Origin of the sequence: Thermochromatium tepidum ATCC 43061 (genome assembly GCF_009664085.1) — a bacterium.
GTDB classification, from domain to species: domain Bacteria; phylum Pseudomonadota; class Gammaproteobacteria; order Chromatiales; family Chromatiaceae; genus Thermochromatium; species Thermochromatium tepidum.
Genome location: NZ_CP039268.1, coordinates 1916218 through 1940048, shown reverse-complemented (window position 1 = coordinate 1940048; position 23831 = coordinate 1916218). Strand labels below are relative to the sequence as shown.

Here is a 23831-nt window from a genome sequence, read left to right as displayed (position 1 = left end):
GATTCCGGATCCAAACAGGGGAAGGCCTACAATGAAGGTTGCAATCATCGGCGGGACCGGTTTTGTCGGTCTGCACATCACACGTCAGCTGCTGGCGTCCGGGCATGTACCGCGCCTGCTGGTGCGTCCAGGCAGCGAGTCGAAGGTCGAGCAGCCTGCGTCCTGCGAAATCGTCCACGGCGAGGTGCGCGATCTGCCCTCGTTGGTGGAGTGCGTGCGCGGCTGCGACGCGGTCATCTATCTAATCGGCATCTTGCGCGAGTTTCCTGCTCGGGGCATCACCTTCGAGGCGCTCCAATATCAGGGTGTGGTCGATACGATCGCCGCCGCGCGGGAAAATTGCGTCGGGCGTTTCATCCTGATGAGTGCCAATGGCGTCCGTCCTGATGGCACGGCCTATCAACGTACCAAGTACCGGGCCGAGCAGGCGCTCAAGGCCTCGGGGTTGCGCTGGACGATCTTCCGTCCGTCGGTGATCTTCGGCGACCCCGAGGGGCGGATGGAGTTCTGTTCGCAGCTCAAGAAGGACATCATCGACAGTCCGCTGCCGGCACCCCTGTTTCATGCCGGTCTGCTGCCGACCAAGGCCGGGCTGTTCGAGCTCGCGCCGGTCAGTATCAAGGACGTGGCCGCCGCCTTCGTGTTGGCGCTCAGCGAGTCGCGCACTGAGTCCCAGACCTATTCGCTGTGCGGTCCGGAGCGACTGAGCTGGAAGGCGATCCTCGAGACCATCGCCGCCGCCTCGGGGCGGACCAAGTGGATGGTTCCGGCACCGGCCTTGGCGATCAAGGCGGCGGCGGGGTTGTTCGACCGCTTTCCCTGGTTCCCTATCTCACGTGATCAGATCCAGATGCTCATGGAAGGGAATGTCTGCACCGAGAACGACAGCTTCGCCCGTCTCGGGTTGACCCCAACCCGTTTCGGCATCGACCAGCTCGGCTATCTGACGCGCTGACGCGCGGCGATTGAGTGGTCAGTACGGCTCGCCCTTCCTGGAAATCGCCTCAGAGCGGGGGCTGGGCCTTGTAGCCGAGGATCAGGTCCATGACGTTGGTTCCGGTCGGTCCGGTGTAGATGAGATCACCGCTCGCCTCCAGAAAACGCCCGGCGTCGGCGCGCCTCAGGCAGGCGCTGGCATCGAGATCGAATCCGGCGAGCGCGGCCCGTTTTAGGGTGCCGCCGTCGACCAAGGCCCCGGCGTCTTCTGTTGGGCCGTCGCTGCCGTCGGTGCCAACACTCAGCAGCCAGACGTCGTCGCGCCCGGCAAGCTCGATCGCGGCGGCCAGCGCCAGATGTTGATTGCGTCCGCCGCGTCCCGGATGCTCGGGGGTCTGAACCGTGGTCTCACCACCCCAGACATGCAGACCGGGCGCACCCTCGATGAGCGTCCGAGCGAGCGCTCGGCCCTGGTCGGTGGCATCACCCGCGATAAAATCCGGATGCAGCCAGACCCGCCAGCCACTGGACGCGGCGGCCTTGGCGGCCGCCGCCTTGGCCAGCGCCAGCGTGGCGACCAGTTCCATCTCAGGACCGCGCTCAGGGGGCGTGCCGCGCTCGGCGAGTCCACGCAACACCCAGTCTTTCAACCAATCCGGCAGCGCGAGTCGCCCGACCTGATCGGCCAGATCCGGCACGGGCACCAGCGGCCCGGAGCCAATGACATCTGGATGGTCACCAGGCACATCCGAGATGGCCAGTTGGCGGACGGGATGCCCACCGAGATGATGCAGCAGACCGCCGGCCTTGAGACGCGAGACCGACTGACGCACGCGGTTTATGGCGTCGATCGGCCATCCGCAACCGAGTAACCAGGCATTGAGTGCGCGCAGTTCGGAGAGTCCAAGACCACTGACCGGCGCCTCGATCAATGCCGAGGCGCCGCCTGAGAGCAGGAACAGAATTTGTTCCCCGCTGGGAAGGGCGTCTAGCTGCCCCAAGAGCCGTTCACCGGCTACAAGACTGCCGGTATCGGGGAGCGGATGGCCGCCGAAATAGACCTCGATCCCAAAATCCCGAAAACGGCTCGGATCGGCGTGTCCGGGCTTGGTGATGAGCATCCCGCCCCGGCAGGCGTCGCCAAGCACCTCGAGCGCGCCCAGTGTCATGGATTCGGCCGCCTTGCCGATGGCCGCGATCCAGACCGGCCCGATGATCGGACGGACATTGAGCGCGCGCCGGACCGAGCGCGCGCCGGAGACGGCATCGAGTGCAAGGGTCAGCAGATCGAGGAGTGTATGACGAGGGTCTGGCGTGGTCTGCATCGATCGTCATCAATTGAATGATTTCAATGTGTTCGCATCGACTCTGGGTGCAGACTGTCTGCCCTTGGGCGATCGGACGTCGCTCGTTTCGTCACGCCGTGCGTCCTGGTCTTGGGAGTGTCCGGGGCAGCCGTCTTTTTGCCCAATGGAGCCGTACCTGAATGAATCTCTGTCCCAAATGCGACCGCCCACTCTGGCCGTTCGCCGTCATCCTAACCATCACCGCTGTCATCGCCTTTCTGACCTGGCTGATCCTTGGACTCTCGGCGATCGAACCCTGGCAGCGTCTCCTCGCCACGCTGATCGCCTTTATCGTGGTTGGTGCAACCTTGCTGTACTATGTCGTCAGTTGTCTGAGACGCCACTGCCGACACAACCAGCCGGTTGCTCAGGGCCGCCCCTGAGGGGATCCTTGAGACGGGCGCGTGACCTGGTCGCGTAGATAGACCGGGAGCGCCTGCTCGGCCGGGACCCAGCGACCGGACGCCAGATCGGCGGCAGCCAGGCGCGCGATGTCCTGCGCCTCGCAGACCGCGTCCGGATTGATCCCGCTCAGGGCCGGTCCGAGTCGCCGTGTCAGCGTCTCGCCATATACCCCCCAGCCTGGACCCACACCTTGCCAGCCCTCGCCCCCTGGCCAGCTGACCTGCTCGGGCGCGCAGACCCGCTCGGCGCAGCACGGCTCGGCCAGATCGCGCGCGCCGATCTCATAGCAGCCCCAATAGACCTCGTCCATGCGCGCATCCAGGGCCGTCAGCAGGCGACGCTGTCCTTCACGTCGGAACTGGCCCTGGGCCATGGCGGCGAGCGTCGAGACCGGGACTACGGGCAGCTCGGCACCGAAGGCCGCGCCCTGGATCACAGCGGTCGCGATGCGGATACCGGTAAAGGATCCCGGACCACAACCGAAGGCTAAGGCATCCAATTGATGCAGCTCCAGACCCGACTGATCCAGCAGTCGCTGCATCATGCCGAGGATGAGCTCACCGTGGCGGCGGGGGGCAAAGCTGAGCGCCTGAACCAGGTCCCGGTCGATGAGGAGCGCAGCCGAACAGGTTTCGTTGGAGGTGTCGATGGCGAGGAGTTTCATGGGCCTCAAAGACTGACGAGTTCGAGCATCTGGTCGCCGAGAATCCCCGCCTCGAACCGGTCGCTTGCAAGTTTTTGGAGATAGAGGGATGGAGGTTGCAGTACCCAGCCGCGGAAGGCCGTGTCCAGACTACCCATGAGCTGGCGCGGCGGCCTGTCGGCTGAGACCTCGACGATGAATAGGCGCATCCGGCCCAGCAGGCGGTGCGGATCCTCCAATCGGGTTTGGGCCGCCCAGGCCGGCAGCGCCTGCATGAAGTCTTCGCTCTGTGCCAGCGCGTCTTTGAGCTTGGCGGCAAGGCCCAGCAGCAGCAGGGTCTTGTACTGGACCTCGTGATCGAACTCGCCGACGGTCATCGGAGGTCGGTCGAGATCCCAGAGCGACGTGGGCCGGCGCAAGGTCAGATAGAGATAGAGCTCGTGCAGCTCACGCCACTGGCCTTCCGGCAAGGCCTTTTTCCATTGGATCGCGTAACGGATCTGGCGGTTGGCGAAGCGGAACAGGTTGCGGATCAACCACAGGCGTTGGTGTTGCTGGCGTTCGTTCGGGACAGGATACTCCTTGTCGAGCTGGTGCAGCGCGCGATCGAGGTTGACGAACATCAGGCGTCCGAGTCGCTGCTCCATGGTGAGACCGCGGGCACCTCCGGGCTCGTTTGCGTAGGGTTTTGGCAGTCCGGCACAGGTCTTGAGTACAGGAACCTTCAGCAGCGACAGGATGCTGATCCGGCGTCTGGCCGATAGATCGGCCTTACGCAGACCTTCCAAGGCCAGGACGAGCGCCGGACCGGCCTGATGTCCGCCGCGCGCCCTGAGTCCAGACAGCCAATCCTTGAGGGCCTCCAGGTCGGTATCGAAGCGCAGCCGCGCATATTCGCGGATGGCGAGCGGCGAGGGGATGGATTCGGCGTCGAAGCTGGACATTGGACGACTCCTGTCATGCGAATCAGCCCTTGGTCATGCCTGAAGGGCCTGGAGCCCATAACCGGACCATGGATACCTGATCGCCATGCTAGCCTTATTGGGTCGCGCGATGTGTCGACTCGGTCGCAGTTTTGCGACCAAACGGCACCTCAGAAGTCCTTTAGGATGGCCTGGATCACTTCGGTCGGGAGGCGTGGCCCGAGCGTTGTCACCAGTCTGGCCGAGGCCGTAGAGGCGAGATCACCCGCGCGTTGGAAGCTTAAGCCCTGACTCAGGCCGTAGAGGAAGGCCCCGGCGAACATATCCCCAGCACCCACAGTGTCTACCGCCTCGACCCTGACCGGTGCGATCTCGATCAGGCGCTCTCCATCCCAGACCAGGGCGCCGGCGGGGCCGCGGGTGATGACGAAATGGCGGGCGAGGGTCTTGAGATAGTCGGTCGCCTGGTGCAGATCGTCCGATCCGGCCATACCCATGGCCTCAAACTCGTTGGCAAACAACAGGTCCACCCCCAAGCCGATCATCTCTAGAAGCCTTGGCTTGAAGAACTTGACCATGTTGGGATCTGAAAGCGAAAGGGCGGTCTTGACGCCTGCAGCCTCGGCGATGCGCTTGGCCTCGAGCACGGAGGCGCGTGCCGAATCTGAGGTGGCCAGATAGCCCTCGGTATAGAACCACTCCGAGTCGCACAGCGCCTCGACGACCAGTTCTCGAGTCGAGAGGTTACCGCTCACACCCAGGAATGTACACATCGTGCGATCGCCGTCTGGGGTCACCAGCACCACACAGCGTCCGGTATGACCCTGATCCTTCTCGCTATGGTGGTTGGTGTCCACCCCAGCTGCGATCAGATCCTGCATATAGAAATGGCCCAGTTCGTCATCAGCGACCTTGCAGGAATAGAAACACTGACCGCCGAACTGGGTGAAGGCGACGATCGAATTGGCCGCCGAGCCGCCCGAGCCGCGCCGATGTGGGTGGTCGCGCAGGTGATGCATGATGTCGAGCTGCTGGCGCTCGTCGACCAGGGTCATGACGCCCTTGTCGAGGCCGAGGATGCCCAGATCCTCGGGCTTGACCTCGTATTCCATGTCGACCAGGGCATTGCCGAGGCCATAGATGTGATATCTCGCCATGATGTCTCCAGGGGTACAAAAGAGGGCGACCATTGTACCCGGCCCTCTGATCCAGGGCGCGCGCGGTCTCCATTCGAGCGCATTTAACGGTATAGTTGACCAGCGAGGCCCGATATGCTGGAGACCTCAGCCTTTGGACCGCCACTTCGGGATAGATATGAGACGCAAGCTGAATCTATTGTTGATGATCGGGCTGATCGGGACCCCAATCGCCGGGACTCAGTTCGGCATGGACTATGGCCGCGCCCTCTGGGGTGAGACCCAGATCTGGTGGACGCCCGCCGCGATGGCCCTGCCGTTGGAACAGACTGGAGGACACTTCCAACTCCTGATCGATGGTGAACCCCTCGGCAACCATCTGGCTCGCCACTCGCTCACCGCGCTCGGTTCGGAGGGGCTGGCCTATTTCGTGACACCCGACATGGTCCGGGTGCGTCTCAACAACTGGCCCGAGGTGCAGGCCGGCATGCTGCACATGGCGGTCTACTCGGCGCTCGGTCTCGGGGTCTCGCTGACCTGTCTGGTCCTGGGCCTGATCGAGTTCTTCCGTCAACCGCCTCTGCCACGGCAACGCACCGAACCCCAGACTGTGCGTCCGGTGCGCCGTCGCTACCCCGAGATCCCCTAGCCTTGCGTCCGTCCGCCCGCTTAGAGCGGCAGCAGATGGGTCTGTAACGCGCTCGGGATGACCGAGACGTCACCGCGCGCCAACTCGCGCCCCTGGTCGAGCACCAGGACCTGATCGACCCAGTCCAGTCCAGCCGGACGATGGGTGATGAGCAACACGGTGCGTCCGACCATGAGGGTGTCGAGCGCGCGCATCAGCTCGCGCTCGGTGTCCGCATCCAGACCCTCGGTCGGCTCATCGAGGAGCAGGATCGGGGCGTCCTTGAGCAGGGCACGGGCCACGGCGATCCGGCGCCCTTGACCGCCCGAGAGCCGCACACCGGTCTCACCGACCCAGGTGTCATAGCCCTCGGGCAATCCGGCGATGAAGTCGTGGATCTGGGCGACGCGACAGGCGGATTCGAGCGCCTCCTGGCTGGCCTCGGGGGCGGCGATCCGCAGATTCTCGCGGATGCTGGCCGCAAACAGATGGGTGTGCTGGCTGACCACGGCGATGGAGCGGCGCAGGTCATCGCCGTGGAAGTCCAGGATGTCGTAGCCACCGAGATGGATGCTCCCGGCGTCCGGCGTCCAGAAACGCAGCAGCAGATTGAACAGCGTGCTCTTACCCGAACCCGTGGCCCCGATCACGGCCACACGCCCGCCCTGAGGGACCGCGAGCCGGATCCCAGAGAGCGCCGGACGGCTGGCGCCCGGGTAGGTGAAGCTCACGTCCCTAAACTCGATGTCGAAGCGTTCGGGTCGGGGCGAGGGCGCGCTCGGCTCGCTCACCGCCGGTTTGGTGTCCACGATGGCGAACAGTCGGCGCGCGGCGGCTTGGGTGCGCCCGAGCATCTGGAATGCCGGGGCGAGGGGGGCGACGGACTCGAAGCTGGCGAGGGTGAAGAGCGCCAGCATCGCCAGGTGTGGCGGCATGAGCCGTCCGTCATCGACCAGGGGGATGGCAATCCACAGCAGCAGCCACAGGCTGAGGTTGGCGCACAGCCCGACGCCGGCCTGGGTCAGCCCCTGGTCGCTGCTCAAGCGCCCCTGCTCGGCGATCAGGTCCCGGCTGAGTGTCGCGATCCGCTGGGCCTGATGCTCGGCGGCGCCATAGACCCCGAGTTCGGCCAGACCCTGGACGCCATCGATCACCGCTGCCCGCAAGGCCGCCTCGTCTGCGGCGATCCGGCGTCCGGGCTCCCGACCCCGCACCTGCGACCAGAGCGGGAGCCCAACCCCAGCGAGCAGCCAGAAGCCCAGACCGGTGAGCGCAAGGACTGGATGGTGAAAGAGCAGAAAGCCGGTGAACAGCAGGAGGCTCAGACCGGCCACCGCCAGCGGGATCAACACCCGCACATAGAGGGTATCGAGCGCATCGATATCGGCGCGGATGCGGCTCAAGAGATCGCCGCTGTGATACTGCTGAAGCCGTGCCGGGGCCAGGGGTTCGAGGTGTCGGTAGAACCAGACGCGCAGGCCGGCGATCAGCCGGAAGGTCGCCTCATGGTTGATGAGCCGTTCACCATAGCGTCCAACGGTTCGGAGTATGGCGCTGCCGCGGATCAAGGCCGCCGGGGTGAAATAATTGATGGTCACGCCCGCGGCACCAGCGGTGGCCATGGCAGTCAAGAACCAACCGGCGGCGGCCATGAGGGCGACATTGGCCAGCAGGGTGAGGAGCGCGACCAGGGTCCCGAACAGCATCCAGCCGCGATAGGGGCGAAAGAGTCGCCAGAGAGGACGTAGTTCGTTCATCCACCGCATCCCCCCTGCTGAAGCGGACCCTGGGCAGCGAGCATCCGCGCATAAAACCCACCGGCAGCGATCAGTTCGTCGTGTGTCCCTTGCTCGATGAGCCGCCCCTGATCGAGGACCAGGATGCGATCGGCGCGGCGCACCGTCGAGAGCCGATGGGCAATCACCAGCAGGGTGCGGTCACGGGCCAATTCTGCGATGCCCTCCTGGACCAGACGCTCGCTCTCGGGGTCGAGGTTGGCGGTGGGCTCATCGAGGATCACCAGAGGCGCGTCGCGCACGAAGGCGCGCGCCAGGGCGATGCGTTGGATCTGCCCGCCCGACAGCCCTGTACCACGCTCGCCGACCGGGCTGTCATACCCGAGCGGCAGGGTCTCGATGAAGGCGTCCGCCCGGGCCCGCCGCGCCGCCGCGCGCACTGTCGCCAGATCCGCCTCGGGTCGCCCGAGCCGGATGTTGTCGGCGATGGTCCCCTGGAACAGCCGCGGTTGCTGCGGGACCCAGGCCAGATGACGGCGCCAGTCGTCCAGGTCGAGCTCGGCGAGCGACTGCCAGCCGATCAGGATGCGCCCGCGGGTCGGGACCAGGAAGCCGAGCAACAGGTTGATGACGGTCGTCTTGCCCGCCCCGCTGGGGCCGATCAGGGCGATGCACTGCCCCGGCGGGATCTCGAGGCTGAGACCCTTAAGCACCTCGCGCCCCGGCTCATAGCTAAAAGACACCTCATCGAACCGCACCCCGAACGGAGGGGTCGCTGCCAATGGCTCCTTACCCGGATTGATTTGACTCGGTTGGGTGTCCAGTATCTGGACCAGCTGTTCGGCCGCCGCCACCGCGCCCAGGCGCGCATGGTATTGGGTGCCGAGATGGCGCAAGTGGGCATAGAACTCGGGTGCGAGCATCAACACGAACAACCCTTGCAGATAGGTCAGGTTCGGGATTGGGATCCAGTCTGGCACCGGCAACGCCAGGTCATAGAGCCGAAAGCCGATGAGGACGGCCACCAGGGCGATCCCGACGCTGGCGAAGAACTCTAACACCGCTGAGGAAAGAAAGGCGATGCGCAACACCTGCATGGTGCTGTGGCGGTATTCATCCGAGATGCGGGCAAGGATCTCGATCTCGCGTCGGCTGGCGCCAAAGAGTTTGAGCGTGGTCAGACCCTGGATGACGTCGAGAAAGTGCGCGCCCAGGCGCGCGAGCCGTTGCCATTGCTGCCGATTGCGCGCCTCAGCCCCCGAACCGATCAGGATCATGAACAGCGGGATCAGGGGGGCTGTGATCAGCATGATCAGGCCCGAAAGCCAATCCATCGGCATCACGGCCACGAGGATGGCGGGGGGCAGGATCATCACCAGGGCCATGGCCGGGACGAAACGGGCATAATAGCCTTCGAGGTCATCGATGCCCTTGGTCAGGGTCTCGATCAGGGCGCCGCTCTGCTGTCCAGAGAGATAGGCCGGGCCGAGCCGTTGCAGATGGCGATAGACCTGATCGCGCAGCTTGACCCGCACCGAGGCCGCGGCCTGGAAGGCCGCGCGCTCGGCGTGCCAGACGATGAGTGCCCGCGTGGCGAAGAGCGCAAGCAGACCCCAGAGCCAGGAACGGACCTCGGTGAGATCGGCGTCCTTGAAGATCACGGCATCCAGGATCACGGCCAACGCCCAGGCCTGATTGATGGCCAGAAGGCCATTGGCGGTGTTGAGCCAGATCGCCGACACGAGCGACCTGTCCGCCAGCGGTCGTTGTGCTTTGAGCCAGGCGTTGACTGACATGTACGCTTAAGTTCCCTAAGGGACACTGAATCAATCGCGTCTCCCCGAATCGCGGCTCAAGCCGCTCCCACACAATCAATGGGGAGTCGATGGGGGAGGATACGGGCCGGCGTCCTTCCGGGCAATGCGTGTTTTGCGTCATCCCAGGTCGCTGAGTCAACTCCGGACTTCCATTTTGCGCGCAATTCTGTATATTTGCGCGTTTACCCGAAGGTCTTCTTCGGGCCTTCCATTGAGCTCTTGAGCCAGGACAGCACATGGTTAAGATTCGTTTGTCACGTTGTGGTTCCAAAAAGAACCCCTTCTACCACATCGTCGTCGCCGATATCCGCTCCAAGCGTGATGGTCGTTACATCGAGCGTCTTGGGTTCTTCAACCCGAACGCGCGCGGCGGCGAGGTCCCGCTGCGGCTCGATACCGAGCGCGCCCAGCACTGGATCCGTCAGGGGGCGCAGCCGACCGATCGTGCCAAGCAGCTGATCAAGCAGGCAAAGCGCGCGGCGGCGGCTGTTTGATTTTAGGTCAGTCGGTGTGTCTGGGGCGTCGTCATCCGTTCGGGTCGTGCTCGGGCGCGTTTCGGGGCTCTATGGCGTCAAGGGATGGGTCAGGGTCTATTCCGAGACCGATCCACGCGAGGGCATCCTGAGTTACTCGCCCTGGCTGCTGGGGCCGGAGGCTGTCTCACGGCGCCTCATCGAGGGGCGGGTGCACGGCAAGGGGCTCATCGCCAGACTAGAGGGCTGTGATGACCGCGACCAGGCCGCCGCACTGATCGGGCAGGAGATCGCGATCCGACGCGATCAGCTTCCGCCGCCGCGCCCGGATGAGTTTTACTGGATCGATCTCGAGGGTCTGACCGTCGTCACCCAGACCGATGTCGAGCTTGGACGGGTCTCGCATCTGTTTTCGACCGGTGCCAACGACGTGCTGGTCGTCCAGGGTAAGCGCGAACGTCTGATCCCCTTTTTCTGGGGCGACGTGATCCTGGACGTAGATTTCGACCGCGGTCTGATCCGGGTTGACTGGGATCCCGCGTTCTGAGTCTGTGTTCATGCGCTTCGACGTCATTACGCTCTTTCCGGATCTGTTTCGCATCCTCTCGGATCAGGGTGTGACCGGACGGGCGCTGGCGCGCGGTCTGGCCGAGCTGTATCTGTGGAACCCGCGCGACTTCACGCACGATGTCCATCGCACCGTCGACGACCGTCCCTACGGTGGTGGTCCGGGGATGGTGATGAAGGTCGAGCCACTGCGCGCAGCGATCCGGGCCGCGCGGGCAGCGGCACCTCAGAGCCGCGTGGCCTATCTGTCTCCTCAGGGTCGGGTGCTGGACCAGGCCGCGATACGCGAGATCGCGGCATATCCGGGCTGGATCCTGCTTGCCGGGCGCTATGAGGGGGTCGATGAGCGCCTGATCGAGGCCCATGTCGATGAGGAATGGTCGATCGGCGACTATGTCCTGAGCGGTGGTGAGCTGCCGGCGATGGTGGTCATGGACGCGGTCATCCGTCTGTTGCCGGGTGCGCTCGGTCATGCCGACTCGGCGCGGCAGGATTCTCACATGGATGGGCTCTTGGATTGCCCACATTACACCCGCCCGGAGCGGATCGAGGAAGGCTCGGTTCCCTCCGTGCTGCTCGGCGGCGACCATGCCGCCATCGAGCGTTGGCGGCTGCGGCAGGCGCTGGGACGGACCTGGCGGCGCCGCCCGGATCTACTTAAGCGCCGCGGTCTCAGTGAGACCGAGCGCGTATTACTCGATGAATTCATACTGGCCCATCGCGAGGGTGGCGCCGGCTGAGAACAGGAGCCAAGAAAACCATGAGCAACATCATTCAGCAGCTCGAACGAGAGCAGATGACCCGCGAAATCCCGGATTTCGCCCCAGGCGACACCGTCGTCGTCCAGGTCCGGGTCAAGGAAGGCAACCGCGAGCGCCTGCAGGCGTTCGAGGGTGTCGTCATCGCGATGCGTAACCGCGGTCTGAATTCATCCTTCACCGTGCGCAAGATCTCACACGGCGAGGGCGTGGAGCGGGTGTTCCAGACCTATAGCCCAGCGATCGCCGCGATCGAGGTCAAGCGCAAGGGCGACGTGCGCCGCGCCAAGCTCTACTATCTGCGCGATCTCACCGGCAAGGCCGCGCGTATCCGCGAGAAGGTGTAAGCCCGACCTCCAGACCTGGGGGTCCGGCCCATGCCCGAGACCTTCTACTGGCACGATTACGAGACCTGGGGCGCCGATCCGCGCCGCGATCGGCCCTGTCAATTCGCTGGGATCCGCACCGATGCCGATCTCAACGAGATCGGTGACCCGCTCATCCTTTTCTGTCGTCCGAGCGAGGATGTCCTTCCCCATCCGGAGGCCTGTCTGGCCACGGGTCTCACACCTCAGCGCGTCGCGCGCGCGGGTCTGATCGAGGCCGAGTTCGCGCGCGCCATCCATGCCGAGCTGAGCCGGCCCGGGACCTGTGGCGTCGGTTACAACAGCCTGCGCTTCGACGACGAGGTCACCCGGCATCTGTTCTACCGCAATTTCCTCGACCCCTATGCACGCGAATGGCGCTGCGGCAACTCGCGTTGGGATCTGATCGATGTGCTACGGCTGGCGCATGCGTTGCGTCCTGCAGGGATCGAGTGGCCGCGCAGCGATGAGGGCACGACCTCGTTCCGGCTGGAGCATCTGACCGAGGCCAATGGCATCCCGCATGGTCAGGTCCATGACGCCCTGGCCGATGTGCGCGCGACCATCGCCCTGGCGCGTCGACTGCGTACTGCCCAACCCAGGTTGTTCAGTTATGCCCTAAGCTTGCGTGACAAACGCCGGGTGCGTGCGCTGCTCGATGAACGCCGACCTTTGCTGCATGTCTCGGCGCGCTTTGCGGCGGCGCTCGGCTGTATCGCGCCGATCATTCCGGTCGCCGCCCATCCGACCAACGGCAATGGCGTGATCTGTTTCGATCTGCGCGCCGATCCGGCGCAGCTCCTGGATCTCTCGGTGGACGAGATCCGGCGCCGGCTCTTCACGCCGAGCGAGGATCTCCCCGCAGGCGTCGAGCGCGTCCCGCTCAAGACCGTGCATGTCAATCATGCGCCCATGCTCGCACCGCTTGCCACCCTGACCCCGCAAAGCGCCGAGTGCTGGCAGATCGATCCCGATCGAGTCGTGTGGTATGCGCGCTGGATTGCGAATTTAGCCGGCGAAATCGAACAGCGCGTGCGCGAGGTCCATCAACGACCGCCTCCGGCCGAGATCGACCCTGAGCTGATGCTCTATTCGGGTGGTTTCCTCTCCGATGCCGACCGTCGTGCTTGCGATCAGGTCTTGCGCTCCAACCCCACCCAACTGGCAACGGCGCCGCCGTCTTTCAGCGACCCGCGTCTCGGCACGCTGCTGTTTCGCTATCGCGCCCGCAACTGGCCAGAGACCCTGAGTCCACAGGAACGCGAGGACTGGGATGCCTACCGCCTCGCGCGCCTCACCGACCCTGAGGGCGGTTCCAGTCTTCAGATCCATGAGTATGAGGCACGGCGTGCCGAACTGGCTGAGATCCATGCTGAGGATCCGGCCAAGCTGGCGATTCTCGATGCCTTGGGTGATTGGGCTGAGCAGGTGCTCGACGCCGGCTAGGCCAGGGTGTCGGCGAGGGCGCCGCGTAGCGGCTCGCTGGTGAATGGCTTATCGGCGCCTTGTCCTCTGTCCGAGTTGCATTTGGACAGGGCGCGCGCCCCGCTGGTCGCCGGGTCATACCACATACAACAATTGCGCCCGGCATCCTTGGCCGAATAGAGCGCGAGATCGGCTTGAGCGACCAGGATGTGGCAGAACTGCTCGTCGCTCGGCACCATGGCCGCGATACCGACACTGATGCTGACCCGGCCGATACCGGGGGCGGCGGGGTGAGGGAGGTTGAGCTGTTCGATGGTCAGCCGCAGCCGCTCGGCGATCGCGCAGGCTGATGGTCCATCGGTGTCGGCCAGCAAGATCGCGAACTCCTCGCCGCCATAGCGCGAGACCCGATCGCCATCGCGTCGCAAACCATCGCGCAGTGTCCGCGCCACCTGGATCAGGCAGGCGTCGCCGCCCTGATGGCCGAAGTGGTCGTTATAGGCCTTGAAGTTGTCGACATCGATCATGAGCAGGGCGATCGAGCGCTGCCTGTCTTTGGCCTGTCTGAAACGCTGCGCCAGATCCTGATCGAAGCGGCGACGGTTGCCGACACCCGTGAGCGGGTCCTGATAGCTGCTTTCGATCAAGCGTGTCGACTGGGCGCGCAGACGCCGCTCGCGGCGCAGAGCGGACGTCATGTCATGGATCTGGATCAGGCAGGCGCAGTGATCATGACGCAGCGGAGTGACATAGATGAGCTGATACATGCGCTGGTCGCGCTGGCGATCCGCCGCTCGATGGTAGAGCGGAAGCAGGTTTGGATTGAGGTTCGGCGCCAGCATGGATGAGAGCTTGAAGCGCAGCGTGTCCGAGATGCTGGATTCCAGGCGGCTGCCGCTCACCTCGGGGAAGAGTTCCGCGAGTCGCCGACCGGCGACATCGGCGAGTCCAAGACCGCTGTGGCGCTTCATCCAGCCGTTCCAGGACACCACGCGACCCTCATGATCGAGCAGGATCAGCCCGACCTGCAGGCTGTCGATCAACTGAGCGCCGAGTTCGATGTCCATCAACGCATTCCAAGCCGATCGAGATACGCATCGAGACAATTGCGCAGATCCAGTAGTGAGCCGACGCCCATTAGAAACACCAGATGGCCCTGAATCAATTGCTGACGCATGGTGAGCTGGATCTGAAGCAAGAGAAGCCGTTGCTCGGCGTTGCCGCCGACGAAGATCGGCAATGAATCGGTGTCGCTGAAATAATGCTTGGGCAGACTGCCGTACAGCTCGATGCCGAATTCGTCGGCGAGCGCGCTCATGCAGGCGTTGAGGATGACGTTACCGATCTCGCACATGGCTTCCTGCTCGAACTCTGAGACCTCCTCAGGCGTCAGATCCGGATCGAGCATGTTGCTGAGGATGGCGAGCGCATTGCGCTCTGGGAACAGCAGGATGGCCTTAGAGACGAACGGCCCCTCAAAGTCGATGGTCACCATGCTCAGTTCCCTGAACTCCGAGCCGATCAGGACAGCGCTCACTTCATGGGCCTGGATCACATCGACGAAGGGCGCCGACAGTTCGATCTCGTCGCGCACCATCTGACTGAGGCTGTGTGCCGCGCGCCCAACCCCAAGGTTAAACAGCTCGCTGAGTGCATCGCGATGGAGCTCGCTGAGTTCGGACACCGATTCATTCCTCGAAGAAGGCCACCATGCGCACCACGGATTCGGGTGTGATCGGCTTGGAGACAAAGTGCACGCCGGCCTTCTCGGCCGCCTGGCGCACATAGTCCTGGATGTTGGCGGTGCAGATGACGACCCGGATATCGGGGTTGTGGAGTCGGATGCGCCCGGCGGTCTCCAGTCCGCTCATGCCGGGCATGTTGATGTCGAGACTGACCAGGGTCGGTGGGTCGCGCTCGATCATCTCCAAGGCCTCGTTGCCGCTCGCCGCCTCGGTGATGCGCCAGTCCGGACGCAGATCCGCGATCAGGCGGGTTAGCATCATGCGTGATATCCGGCTGTCGTCAACGATGAGGAGTGAGTGGTTGTGTGTGCCCATGATGTTACAGAGTGCCTCGAGGTATCTTTAAAGATCTCCCAGACTGGTCGTCGGAATGATCGCATGGTTAGGTCGGCCATACCAGACGGTTGCGCCTAGCGGGACTCAGGGGGCTGGGTAAATCCTCGTCACCTCGATGTGCCCGGCCTCCAGACACCAGCGGATGTCGAACTCCATGAGCCGCAGACCAAATTCGCGTCGCTTTGGGTAGCGATCCATATAACCAGGGCGCGGGTCCTGTTCCAGGACCTGGGTGATGAGTGTGCGCAGGGCGCGTGTGCCGTCGGGGTCGAGGCGTTCCAGATCGGAATCGGCCATCGGGCTGAAGCGCACCTCGCGTGGGTCGGATGGCGGTGCGACGGCGAATCCGCCGCGCGCCTCGGGGATGGCGTCGGCATAGGGCACATAGGGCTTGATGTCGAGCACGGGCGTGCCGTCGAGCATATCGACACCGCGCAGGCGCAGCGCCAGCCCGCGCGCGTCCCGAACCAGACCCAGGTGCTCGACCGCCGAGAGTCCGATCGGATTGGGCCGGTAGGGGGCACGGCTGGCGAAGACCCCGACCGATTCGCGTCCGCCGAGCCTTGGCGGCCGAACCGTTGGATTCCAGCCGGCCTCCGGACAATCCTGATGGAAGATGAACAGGATCCAGACATGCGAGAAGCCATCGAGCGCCTTGAAGGCCTCCTCACGCGCGAACTCGGGCCGCAGTTCCAGCCGCGCCTCGGCGGCCTTGACCAGTCCGGGCTGGCGCGGGATGCCGAACTTGTCCGTATAGGGCGAGCGGATATACCCGATCGGCTCAAAGACCATAAAGACTTACAGCAAAGGAGATGGAAGTGCCACGTGTGACATCAGAGATGGGATCTCGGTGCCTTCGCCGGACTCACATCGAGGATAACGGGTACTGGGTCTATGCGTCGATGCGACGCCTAGACGGTTGTTACCCTTGGACCAAAAACAGTCGGAGGCGGCATCATCGTGCGATTTTCTTGTCCCCGAGCGCGTGTTGCTCAAGTCTTATGCCGAATCCGCTGCACCCCGAATGCCCCTCTGACCATCGCCGCCGTTTCAGCGGTCCGACACGACTCTATGGCAAGGACGGACAGGCCCGGCTCGCGGCAGCCCATGTCTGCGTCGTGGGCATCGGTGGTGTAGGTTCCTGGGCGGCGGAGGCACTGGCGCGCAGCGGTGTCGGTCGTCTGACCCTGATCGACCTGGACCATGTCGCCGAGTCCAACATCAACCGCCAGGTCCAGGCCGCCGATTCCACCCTCGGTCAGGCCAAGGTCGAGGCCATGCGTGCGCGCATCGCCAGCTATGCACCGGACTGCGTCACGACCCTGATCGATGACTTCCTGACCCCTGAAAATGCCGCCGAATACCTCGATAACGACCTCGACTATGTAATCGACGCCATCGACTCAGTCAGCGCCAAGGTGGCCATGATCGCCCTCTGTCATCGGGCGGGCATCCCTTTGGTGACTTGCGGTGCGGCAGGGGGCAAGACCGATCCGACCCGAATCCGGGTCGATGATCTCGCCCGCACCATCCAGGATCCCTTGCTGGCGCGCGTGCGCGCCCAGTTACGCAAGAGGCACGGTTTTACGCGCGCACCGAACAAGAGATTCGGCGTTGCGGCGGTCTATTCCATCGAACCCGTGCAGACCCTGGCTGCCGGGATGATCTGCGACACGAGCCGTTCGGGGTCGAGCGGACTCAACTGCGCGGGTTTCGGTTCGGTGGTCACGGTCACGGCCAGTCTGGGGCTGTTTGCGGCGGCGCGTGCCATCAATGCCCTGGTCAAGCGGCCCTCTCATGCAAGGGGCATCTAATGGCTCTGGCCTTGGCGGGTTAGTAAAATTGAAAGCCGTTGCCTCCATTCGCCTTGGCGCGATACATGGCGTTGTCGGCATGCTGGACCAGCTCGTCGACCGTAGTGCCGTGCTCGGGGTAAAGGCTGATGCCAATGCTGGCGCCCAGAAAGATGTCATGCCCCAGCACCTTGAAGGGCGTCTCGAACAGTTTCAAGATCTTGCGCGCGATCACAGCGACGTCCGGATCGCGCCGGATGTGATTGAGGATGACGATAAACTCGTCGCCGCCCAGGCGCGCGATGGTATCGTCCTCGCGAAAGAGCCCGCTGAGCCGATCGGCGACGTCTTTTAATACCAGGTCGCCCTGGCTGTGATCAAAGGTGTCGTTGACCTCCTTGAAACCATCGAGATCGATGAAGAGAACGGCAAAGCGATGTTTGTTGCGATGGGCGCTGTGGATAGCCTGACTGAGACGATCGGCGAACAGCAAGCGGTTTGGCAGGCCGGTCAGGGGATCGTGCTGGGCCTGATGGGCATAGCTCAGTCCGCGCTCGCGCAGCTCGTCGACCAGGGCGAGATGCGCGCTGATGTCGCGCAAGACCTCGATGATACCGCGTAACTCGCCGTCCTCGCCGAACAGCGGACTGGCCGAGACCTCGTAGCGGCGCGTTACGCCGTCCGGGGCGCGATAGTGGCGAATCAGCTTGCAGGGCTGATGGGTCTCCTGAATGGTGCGCAGCGCGCAAGTATAATTGTCACCGTTGTAGCAGCGACACCGATTCTCGGTGACCTGAAAACAGGTCGCGTAGTGCTCGACTAGTCCTTGATTGTCAGCAAGTTCGCGTACGGCCCGGTTCATACGTAACACCTGATAATCGGTGCCGATGACGAGGATGGGGTCGTCGATGCTGTCGATCACGTTCTGCAAGAATTCGCGTTCCTTCCTAAGCGCCTCCTCGAAACGCTTGCGGTCGGTGATGTCGCGTCCGAGCACGATCAATCCCTTGCGCCGACCGTCCGGCTCAAACACCGGCGCCTTGATGACATCATAGACCTTGACGACGCCGTCGGGACGCGCGATGACCTCTTCGGTGCGTGAGAGTCGTCCAGCCTTCCAGGCGATCTCGTCGCTTGTCTCACAGGTCAGGAACGATTGGCGATAGATCGGATGGGTATAGTCGGCCAGCTCGCTGTCGGTCTTGCCACGATAGTCGACCTCGGTCAGGGCGAAGAGCTCGAGATCGGCCTCATTGGCTTCGAGCCAGCGTCCGGCGCCGTCCTTAAAGCAGATGATGTCGGGTGTGGAGTTGATGAGCACGCGTAAACGCTGCTCGCTCTCCATCAGTTCCCGTTCCATGCGCCGGCGCTCGCTGATGTCCTGCGCGAAGCCGCAGATCAGAAGACGGCTGGCGTGCTCAACCAGTGACAGCGTGACCTCGACCGGATAGAGACTGCCATCGCAGCGATGGTGCTCTGTTTCCAGACGCATGTATCCCTCGTGTCGCAAGGTCTCGACGAGACTGTTCCAGCGTTGCGGCAACAGGTTCGGATCGACATCCCAGAGTGAAAGACCGCACATCTGCTCGCGGCTGTAGCCAAGCGCGCGCAAGGTCGCTGGGTTCGCCTCGACGAAGCGTCCATCGAGGTCGGCCCAGTAGATCTCTAGTGGCGTATGCTCGATGGCAAAGCGCGCCATGTCATCGGATAGCATGGAAAGATTCCTGATCTTCTGGTGCTGTGTAGATGTATGCGGATACGTCTATATCGGTTTCGCGCAGGAGACTCAGGGCCAGACGGCCAAGATCAATGACTCCCTTGCGATTGGGGAGACCGCGAGCTGGAAGGGATCGACCCTGAACGAGGTTCCGCCGACTCCCGATCGTCCGGACGCCGCACCGGTCGGCGCGCGAGCTCGCGAAGCCTCGGCAACAGCAGTGCCCCGATGAGCAGCACCGGCAGCCAGTAACGCTCGTTCCAGATCCGGGTGCGCGCATCGCTCGCCTCGGGCGGCAGACGACTGATGGTCGCTGCCTCCAGGATGGCCTTGGTGTCGCCGTTGCGATAGTCGGCGCGCCGATAGACCCCACCGCCGGCCTGGACCAGTTCTTTGAGCAGGGGTTCGTTTAGGATCGAGCGTACCGGTCGGCGTTGCGGATCGCTCGGATCGACGATCACGCCACCCTGAGGCGCGGGCACAGTCGCACCCTCAGGCGTGCCTATACCCAAGGCGTGAAAGCGTACCCCTTGCTCCGCCAACCGGGCGACCTGCTCGCGCAATCCGGGCTCGTCGAAATCCCCATCCGAGATCAGCAGAATGGCGCGCGCGCTGTCCTCGGGCAGCCCGGCGAGCAGGGTCTCGGCACGCATCAGGGTGCGGGTCAGACTGCTCCCCTGAAGCCCCGGACTGGCCAGATCCGCCGCGAGCGCCGGCAGGGCATTGAGCAGGCTCGTCGTGTCCTCGGTGATGGGCGCCAGCACATGGGGCACGGTGGCGAACACGATCAACCCCAGTCGCACCTGACGGTTCTGGACGATCAGATCCTGCAACTCCTGACGCGCGCGCCCGAGCCGGTTTGGACTCACGTCCTCGGCCAGCATCGAGCGCGACACATCGAGCAGCACCAGCAGGTTGTTGCCCGGATGGAATAACCGCAGATCCGTGTAATCCCAGCGCGGCCCGGCCATGGCCGTCAACAGGAGCGCCCACAGCAGGCTCCAGTGTAGAAACCGTCCCCAACGTTCGGGGGCGCTCAGATCGCGCGTCCCGGTCAGATGCGGCAACAGATGGGGATCGGCATAGCGATGGATGGGGGCACGCGCCGCCTGGGCCGCGCTACGCGCCAGCCACAGGGCCACCAGGGGGATCAACAGCCACCCCAGAAACCACAGCGGTTGCTCGAAATGAAAGCCTCGGTCAAGCACTGGCAAGCCTCCGCGCGAAGCGTTTGCGACCCTCGGGGAACAGCCCCAGTCCGAGCAGGGCCAAGAGGGCCACCCCCAGGGGCCAACGATAGAGCGGTCGGGGCAAGAAGGCGGTGCGCGCCTCGGCCTCGGTCTTTTCGAGCCGACCGATGCGCGATGAGATCTCTTCCAGGGCGCGGGTGTCGGTCGCGCGGAAGTAGCCCCCGCCGGTCAGGTCGGCGATCTCCTGGAGTGTGGCCTCGTCCATGGTCAGGTCGTCGCGATAGCGCACACTGCCGTCCTCCAGGATCGGGATGCTCGGCTGTTTGCTGCCGACGCCGATGACGTAGATCCGCGTCCCGGTGGCGCGCGCCAGCAGCGCCGCCTCCTTGGGCGCGAAGCTGCCGGCGTTGTTGTCACCGTCGGCGATCACGATCATCACCCGTGAGCCCTCGGGGCGCTCGCGCAGCTTGCTCACCCCGAGCGCAATGGCATCGCCGAGCGCCGTGGCCGGACCGGCGATGCCCGGCACAATGCCATCGAGCAACTGGCGCGCGGCATGGCGATCGAGCGTGAGCGGCGAGAGGATAAACGCCTGGGTGCCGAAGACGATCAGCCCGACCCGGTCGCCTTCGCGTGCGTCGATGAAGCGTCCCATGACCCCCTTGACCACCGCCATCCGGTTGACTTGTCGCCCCTCGACCGTGAAATCGAGCGCCTCCATCGAGTGCGAGGCATCGACCGCGATCATCAGGTCGTAGCCCGGGGTACTGACCTCGGTATAGGGTGTGAGCCACTGCGGATGCATCAGGGCCGCGACTAGCGCGATCCACAACAGATAGAGCAGGGCGCGATAGAGCCACGTAGCGATCTGGCGCCCGGGGCGCTGGGCGGTGAAGGCCGCGCGCAGATCCGCGAGGCGCGGATGGAGCAGGGTCTGGCGCCGGCCCTCCAGGGTCTCATCGCCCGGCGGGCGCCGATCCGGCCATAGCACAGGCAGGAGCCAGGGGAGCGGCAGCAGCAGTGCCGCCCAGGGCCATGCGAACTCAAACATGGCGCGCACCTCGCTTGGGATCCCCGGTGCTCACCCAGCCCGCGGCGGCGGCGATCAGCGCCTGGAGCTCAGGTACTTGAATACCGGGCGGTGCATAGGGCGCCACCACCAACGCCTGTCCGCGTTCGTGCCAAGGAAAGCCGTTCGGATCATTGGCCGCCAGCCAGGCGAGCCAGTCGGTTCCGGTCAGACCGGCACAGGCCGAACGCCCGAGCCGTGCCATGGCGATGCGCCGCATCAGTTCTGACAACTCGCCGGCCAGGGTCTTGGTATCCTGACCGGCACGCGCCCGGCGGTGCAGATCGCGCAGCGCCTGGGCTGCCTCCCAGCGCCAGGTGCCGAGCGTGATGCCCGGAATGGGCACGCGCAGACTGAGCGGAACGCGCCAGCGCCAGAGGGCGTAGCCGAGCGCGCAGAGGGCCAGCGCCAGCAGCCACCAGCCCGGCGCCGGTGGCCACCAGGGGAGCGGTGGGAGGTCATGGATGTCGCGCAGGGCCGGAATGGGCGGTTCGATGGGGGTGAGGAAGGGATCCGTATCCATGTCAGACTGCCCGCGAGCGCGCACGCTGTTCGAGGTGACGGATGAGGCTGAGATGGATCTCGGTGTCGGTACGCACTGGCAGCAGCAGGATGTGCAGCCGCTGCGCCATCGCCTGGAGCCGGGCGCGTCGATCCTCCCACAGTCGTCGATAGCTGCGCGCGGCCTCGGGATCGTCGGTGTCGATCTCGATCAGCTCGCCATCGGTGCCGGCGAAGGTCACCACCCCCATGGCTGGGATCTCCCAGTCGGCCGGGTCATCAACCGGGATCAAGACCACGGTGTTACGCTGACAGAGATCGCCCAACACCTGTTCCAGCCCTGCCGCCTCACGGTTGAGATCGGCAATCACGAACACCAGCGAGCCGGTCGGCAGCCCCGAGGTCGCACGTCGCAGCGCCCCGCTCAGACAGTCGATCGAGGGGTCCATCTCGGCCCCCGGTTCGGTCAGGGTCCGTAACATCTGCCACAGCGCACGGCGTCCGCGCGCGGGGCGGAAGTGTTGTAGCCCGGCTTGGGGATCGCCGAACACCAGCCCGCCGACCCGGTCATTGAGCCGACTTGCCGCCCAGCCGATCAGCGCCGCGGCACGCGCTGCCTGCACTGATTTGAAGGTGCCACGGGTACCAAAGCTCATGTGCGGCCCCTTGTCGACACAGAGCACCACCGAGCGCTCGCGCTCCTCGCGGAAGATCTTCATATGCGGCTCATTGGTGCGCGCCGTCACCTTCCAATCCATGTAGCGGATGTCATCGCCCTCGCGGTATTCGCGTACCTCCTCGAAGTTGACCCCTGCGCCCCGGAACACCGAGGCATAGAGTCCGGCAAAGGCCGAGTTGACCAGATGATGCGAGGGCAGACCCAGGGCATGGGCTTGATGGCGCAGTTCCAGTAGATCGTCGAGTCTGGGGTAGAGGCTCATGGTGTGCACCGCGTTCGGGGTGATCGAGTGTCCGCATCTTTGCGGGGCGGTGAAGTCGCGCCTGTGAATTGTTGGTGCTCGCGCAGACATGGATGGATTGCATACTTCTGTTGATCCCCATGTCAAGTGACCGAGCGGTCATCCCGCTCGGCGCTGATGCCTTGGCGCGGGTGCGCGGGCTTGAACAGCTTCCATGAAAGCTAGTCTTCCTTGGGTGGCCTCGTTTTAGTGTCGTCTCGAAGGTTTTCGTCGGCTCGACAGGCGATGTCAACCCGTTCCCGCTGGACGAGACGACCCCAAGGGTAGAGCGAGTTCCGCCCGCCTGCGCGCAGCGCGCTCAGGAGCGAGTTAAGTCTAAAACAGCGGGTTACCGCCGACATGACTTGCCCTACGGACTGGGGCAAGGCTGTCGCAATCGAGTAGGGGACGGGGTTACCCCCGTCGCCCTCTCACACCACCGGACGTGCGGTTCCGCATCCGGCGGTTCATTGAACACACTGGAGTCGTCGCATCGTATCGAGCAGCGACACCAGACCTCATCGATCAAAGAAGGACTTCGGGAAGGCCTGGTTCATGTGGCTTGCGCCACTGTTCCACCACGGCCCGCGTTGGTTGAATGCGGAGCGAAACGCCCGCTCCTCCATCAGCCCTGCCTTCATCAAGTTCTTGGCCCGCGTATAAGGGCGCTTCCACTGGCGCCACAGGCTGCAGCGCAGTTTGTGCCTGATCCAGCCATCCAGCTCTTCCACTGCCTTCTTGGTCTCGGTCAGCTTGAAATACGCCATCCAGCCACGCAGGAGCAGGTTGAGTTCGGCGATGACTGTCGTCAGGCGGCGTCCTCGCGCGCCCTTGAGTGCTTCGCGGATTTTGTCTTCCAGCCGTATCAGGCTGGGCGGCGCTATCCTCAGTTTCGGGGCCTCGTATCCGCTTCCTGTTCGTCAGACCAGCGCTTTGCCTTCGGCTTCCTCCAGATTTCCAGTCGCCCAGAACACCCTTGCCGTTCGGCTAACCCTTCCCCTTGTCGGGCGAGTAGAGGACTTTCACCTCCAAGTAAGTGCGCCCTGCCGGGCGCACCAAGAAAAACGGCCTAGACGGTAACCGTCTAGGCCGTTGTCTTTATTGGCGCGCCCGGAGAGATTCGAACTCCCGACCACCTGGTTCGTAGCCAGGTACTCTATCCAACTGAGCTACGGGCGCTTGAATATGCCGGTGGTTGGCTGATTTTGGAATCTACGCCAACCAACCCGGTTCAAATCCAACCGGGGCGGGCATTATCTCGAATACCTCTTGGATCTGTCAACACCGAGAGGCCAGTTATAAAGCCCCCGCTAAAGCCCTTGGTGTATAGCTGGGCTTTACTGCCCGCCTGCACGCGGGCAGG

25 protein-coding genes and 1 tRNA gene are annotated in these 23831 nt (G+C 64.0%); 9 read left to right on the top strand and 17 right to left on the bottom strand.

The window, feature by feature from the left end; all coding sequences use genetic code 11:
* Positions 1-31: 31 nt before the first annotated feature.
* Positions 32-955 (top strand): NAD(P)H-binding protein, encoded by a 924-nt coding sequence (locus tag E6P07_RS08840; protein WP_153975266.1) that lies wholly within the window; start codon positions 32-34, stop codon positions 953-955.
* Positions 956-1004: 49 nt separating this feature from the next.
* Here the strand turns inward: E6P07_RS08840 and E6P07_RS08835 are convergent, their stop codons facing one another.
* Positions 1005-2261 carry a glycerate kinase type-2 family protein gene (locus tag E6P07_RS08835; protein WP_153975265.1) on the bottom strand — a complete coding sequence of 419 codons (1257 nt, stop codon included), beginning with the start codon at positions 2259-2261 and terminating at the stop codon, positions 1005-1007.
* A 161-nt stretch (positions 2262-2422) separates the two neighbouring features.
* On the opposite strand from E6P07_RS08835, the gene E6P07_RS08830 reads away from it, so the two are divergent.
* A complete protein-coding gene (locus E6P07_RS08830; RefSeq protein ID WP_153975264.1) occupies positions 2423-2665 on the top strand; it encodes a hypothetical protein in 243 nt (80 codons plus the stop codon).
* Here the strand turns inward: E6P07_RS08830 and tsaB are convergent.
* The 3 genes from tsaB to E6P07_RS08815 all read right to left on the bottom strand — a co-directional run bounded on the left by tsaB (position 2650) and on the right by E6P07_RS08815 (position 5410).
* Positions 2650-3351: a tRNA (adenosine(37)-N6)-threonylcarbamoyltransferase complex dimerization subunit type 1 TsaB gene (tsaB, locus tag E6P07_RS08825; protein ID WP_153975263.1), complete on the bottom strand. Its 702-nt coding sequence runs from the start codon at positions 3349-3351 to the stop codon at positions 2650-2652. The genes E6P07_RS08830 and tsaB overlap by 16 nt on opposite strands.
* Before the next feature lie 5 nt (positions 3352-3356).
* Positions 3357-4274 (bottom strand): hypothetical protein, encoded by a 918-nt coding sequence (locus E6P07_RS08820; RefSeq protein ID WP_153975262.1) that lies wholly within the window; start codon positions 4272-4274, stop codon positions 3357-3359.
* Positions 4275-4423: 149 nt separating this feature from the next.
* Complete coding sequence (locus E6P07_RS08815) at positions 4424-5410, bottom strand: adenosine kinase (protein ID WP_153975261.1); 987 nt, start codon at positions 5408-5410, stop codon at positions 4424-4426.
* A gap of 157 nt (positions 5411-5567) precedes the next feature.
* Here E6P07_RS08815 and E6P07_RS08810 point away from each other — a divergent pair, with 157 nt between their 5' ends.
* Positions 5568-6038 (top strand): hypothetical protein, encoded by a 471-nt coding sequence (locus E6P07_RS08810; protein WP_153975260.1) that lies wholly within the window; start codon positions 5568-5570, stop codon positions 6036-6038.
* A gap of 20 nt (positions 6039-6058) precedes the next feature.
* On the opposite strand, the gene cydC is transcribed toward E6P07_RS08810, so the two are convergent.
* Positions 6059-7774, bottom strand: coding sequence for a thiol reductant ABC exporter subunit CydC (cydC, locus tag E6P07_RS08805; RefSeq protein ID WP_153975259.1), 1716 nt, complete (start codon positions 7772-7774; stop codon positions 6059-6061).
* On the bottom strand, positions 7771-9549 hold the full coding sequence (gene cydD, locus E6P07_RS08800) for a thiol reductant ABC exporter subunit CydD (RefSeq protein WP_153975258.1): 1779 nt from the start codon (positions 9547-9549) through the stop codon (positions 7771-7773). Before cydD ends, cydC begins: the two co-directional genes overlap by 4 nt.
* A 257-nt stretch (positions 9550-9806) precedes the next feature.
* On the opposite strand from cydD, the gene rpsP reads away from it, so the two are divergent.
* From rpsP to sbcB, 5 genes are read left to right on the top strand one after another with little or no spacing between them, the layout of a single operon-like run.
* On the top strand, positions 9807-10064 hold the full coding sequence (gene rpsP, locus E6P07_RS08795) for a 30S ribosomal protein S16 (protein ID WP_153975257.1): 258 nt from the start codon (positions 9807-9809) through the stop codon (positions 10062-10064).
* 46 nt (positions 10065-10110) lie between these two features.
* The gene (gene rimM, locus E6P07_RS08790) at positions 10111-10590 is read left to right on the top strand and encodes a ribosome maturation factor RimM (RefSeq protein WP_343031227.1); all 480 of its coding nucleotides are present in this window, start codon (positions 10111-10113) and stop codon (positions 10588-10590) included.
* Positions 10591-10600: 10 nt separating this feature from the next.
* Positions 10601-11350, top strand: coding sequence for a tRNA (guanosine(37)-N1)-methyltransferase TrmD (gene trmD, locus E6P07_RS08785; RefSeq protein ID WP_153975255.1), 750 nt, complete (start codon positions 10601-10603; stop codon positions 11348-11350).
* A 20-nt stretch (positions 11351-11370) separates the two neighbouring features.
* On the top strand, positions 11371-11715 hold the full coding sequence (gene rplS / locus E6P07_RS08780) for a 50S ribosomal protein L19 (RefSeq protein ID WP_153975254.1): 345 nt from the start codon (positions 11371-11373) through the stop codon (positions 11713-11715).
* A 30-nt stretch (positions 11716-11745) separates the two neighbouring features.
* Positions 11746-13179 carry an exodeoxyribonuclease I gene (gene sbcB / locus E6P07_RS08775; RefSeq protein ID WP_153975253.1) on the top strand — a complete coding sequence of 478 codons (1434 nt, stop codon included), beginning with the start codon at positions 11746-11748 and terminating at the stop codon, positions 13177-13179.
* Here sbcB and E6P07_RS08770 read toward each other — a convergent pair.
* From E6P07_RS08770 to tsaA, 4 genes are all read right to left on the bottom strand, one after another.
* Positions 13176-14225 (bottom strand): diguanylate cyclase domain-containing protein, encoded by a 1050-nt coding sequence (locus E6P07_RS08770; protein WP_246172805.1) that lies wholly within the window; start codon positions 14223-14225, stop codon positions 13176-13178. The two genes, sbcB and E6P07_RS08770, sit on opposite strands and share 4 nt — an antisense overlap.
* Entirely contained in the window at positions 14225-14842 is a 618-nt protein-coding gene (locus E6P07_RS08765; protein ID WP_153975252.1) for a chemotaxis protein CheX, read from the bottom strand. Before E6P07_RS08765 ends, E6P07_RS08770 begins: the two co-directional genes overlap by 1 nt.
* 4 nt (positions 14843-14846) lie before the next feature.
* Positions 14847-15218, bottom strand: coding sequence for a response regulator transcription factor (locus E6P07_RS08760; RefSeq protein WP_153975251.1), 372 nt, complete (start codon positions 15216-15218; stop codon positions 14847-14849).
* Between the two features lie 105 nt (positions 15219-15323).
* Positions 15324-16031, bottom strand: a complete 708-nt coding sequence (gene tsaA / locus E6P07_RS08755; protein ID WP_153975250.1) for a tRNA (N6-threonylcarbamoyladenosine(37)-N6)-methyltransferase TrmO — start codon at positions 16029-16031, stop codon at positions 15324-15326.
* A 209-nt stretch (positions 16032-16240) separates the two neighbouring features.
* Between tsaA and E6P07_RS08750 the strand changes: the two genes are divergently transcribed.
* Entirely contained in the window at positions 16241-17053 is an 813-nt protein-coding gene (locus E6P07_RS08750) for a tRNA threonylcarbamoyladenosine dehydratase (protein WP_153975249.1), read from the top strand.
* Between the two features lie 19 nt (positions 17054-17072).
* Here the strand turns inward: E6P07_RS08750 and E6P07_RS08745 are convergent, their stop codons facing one another.
* The 7 genes from E6P07_RS08745 to E6P07_RS08715 all read right to left on the bottom strand — a co-directional run bounded on the left by E6P07_RS08745 (position 17073) and on the right by E6P07_RS08715 (position 23647).
* Positions 17073-18746 (bottom strand): sensor domain-containing diguanylate cyclase, encoded by a 1674-nt coding sequence (locus tag E6P07_RS08745; RefSeq protein WP_153975248.1) that lies wholly within the window; start codon positions 18744-18746, stop codon positions 17073-17075.
* Positions 18747-18838: 92 nt separating this feature from the next.
* A complete protein-coding gene (locus tag E6P07_RS08740; RefSeq protein WP_246172802.1) occupies positions 18839-19957 on the bottom strand; it encodes a vWA domain-containing protein in 1119 nt (372 codons plus the stop codon).
* Positions 19950-20990: a VWA domain-containing protein gene (locus E6P07_RS08735; RefSeq protein ID WP_153975247.1), complete on the bottom strand. Its 1041-nt coding sequence runs from the start codon at positions 20988-20990 to the stop codon at positions 19950-19952. The genes E6P07_RS08740 and E6P07_RS08735 overlap by 8 nt, the downstream gene beginning before the upstream one ends.
* A complete protein-coding gene (locus tag E6P07_RS08730) occupies positions 20983-21531 on the bottom strand; it encodes a DUF4381 domain-containing protein (RefSeq protein ID WP_153975246.1) in 549 nt (182 codons plus the stop codon). Before E6P07_RS08730 ends, E6P07_RS08735 begins: the two co-directional genes overlap by 8 nt.
* A 1-nt stretch (position 21532) precedes the next feature.
* Entirely contained in the window at positions 21533-22450 is a 918-nt protein-coding gene (locus E6P07_RS08725; RefSeq protein ID WP_153975245.1) for a DUF58 domain-containing protein, read from the bottom strand.
* Between the two features lie 536 nt (positions 22451-22986).
* Positions 22987-23328 carry a group II intron maturase-specific domain-containing protein gene (locus E6P07_RS08720; protein ID WP_281346826.1) on the bottom strand — a complete coding sequence of 114 codons (342 nt, stop codon included), beginning with the start codon at positions 23326-23328 and terminating at the stop codon, positions 22987-22989.
* Between the two features lie 242 nt (positions 23329-23570).
* A tRNA-Arg gene (locus tag E6P07_RS08715) sits at positions 23571-23647 on the bottom strand.
* Positions 23648-23831: the final 184 nt, after the last annotated feature.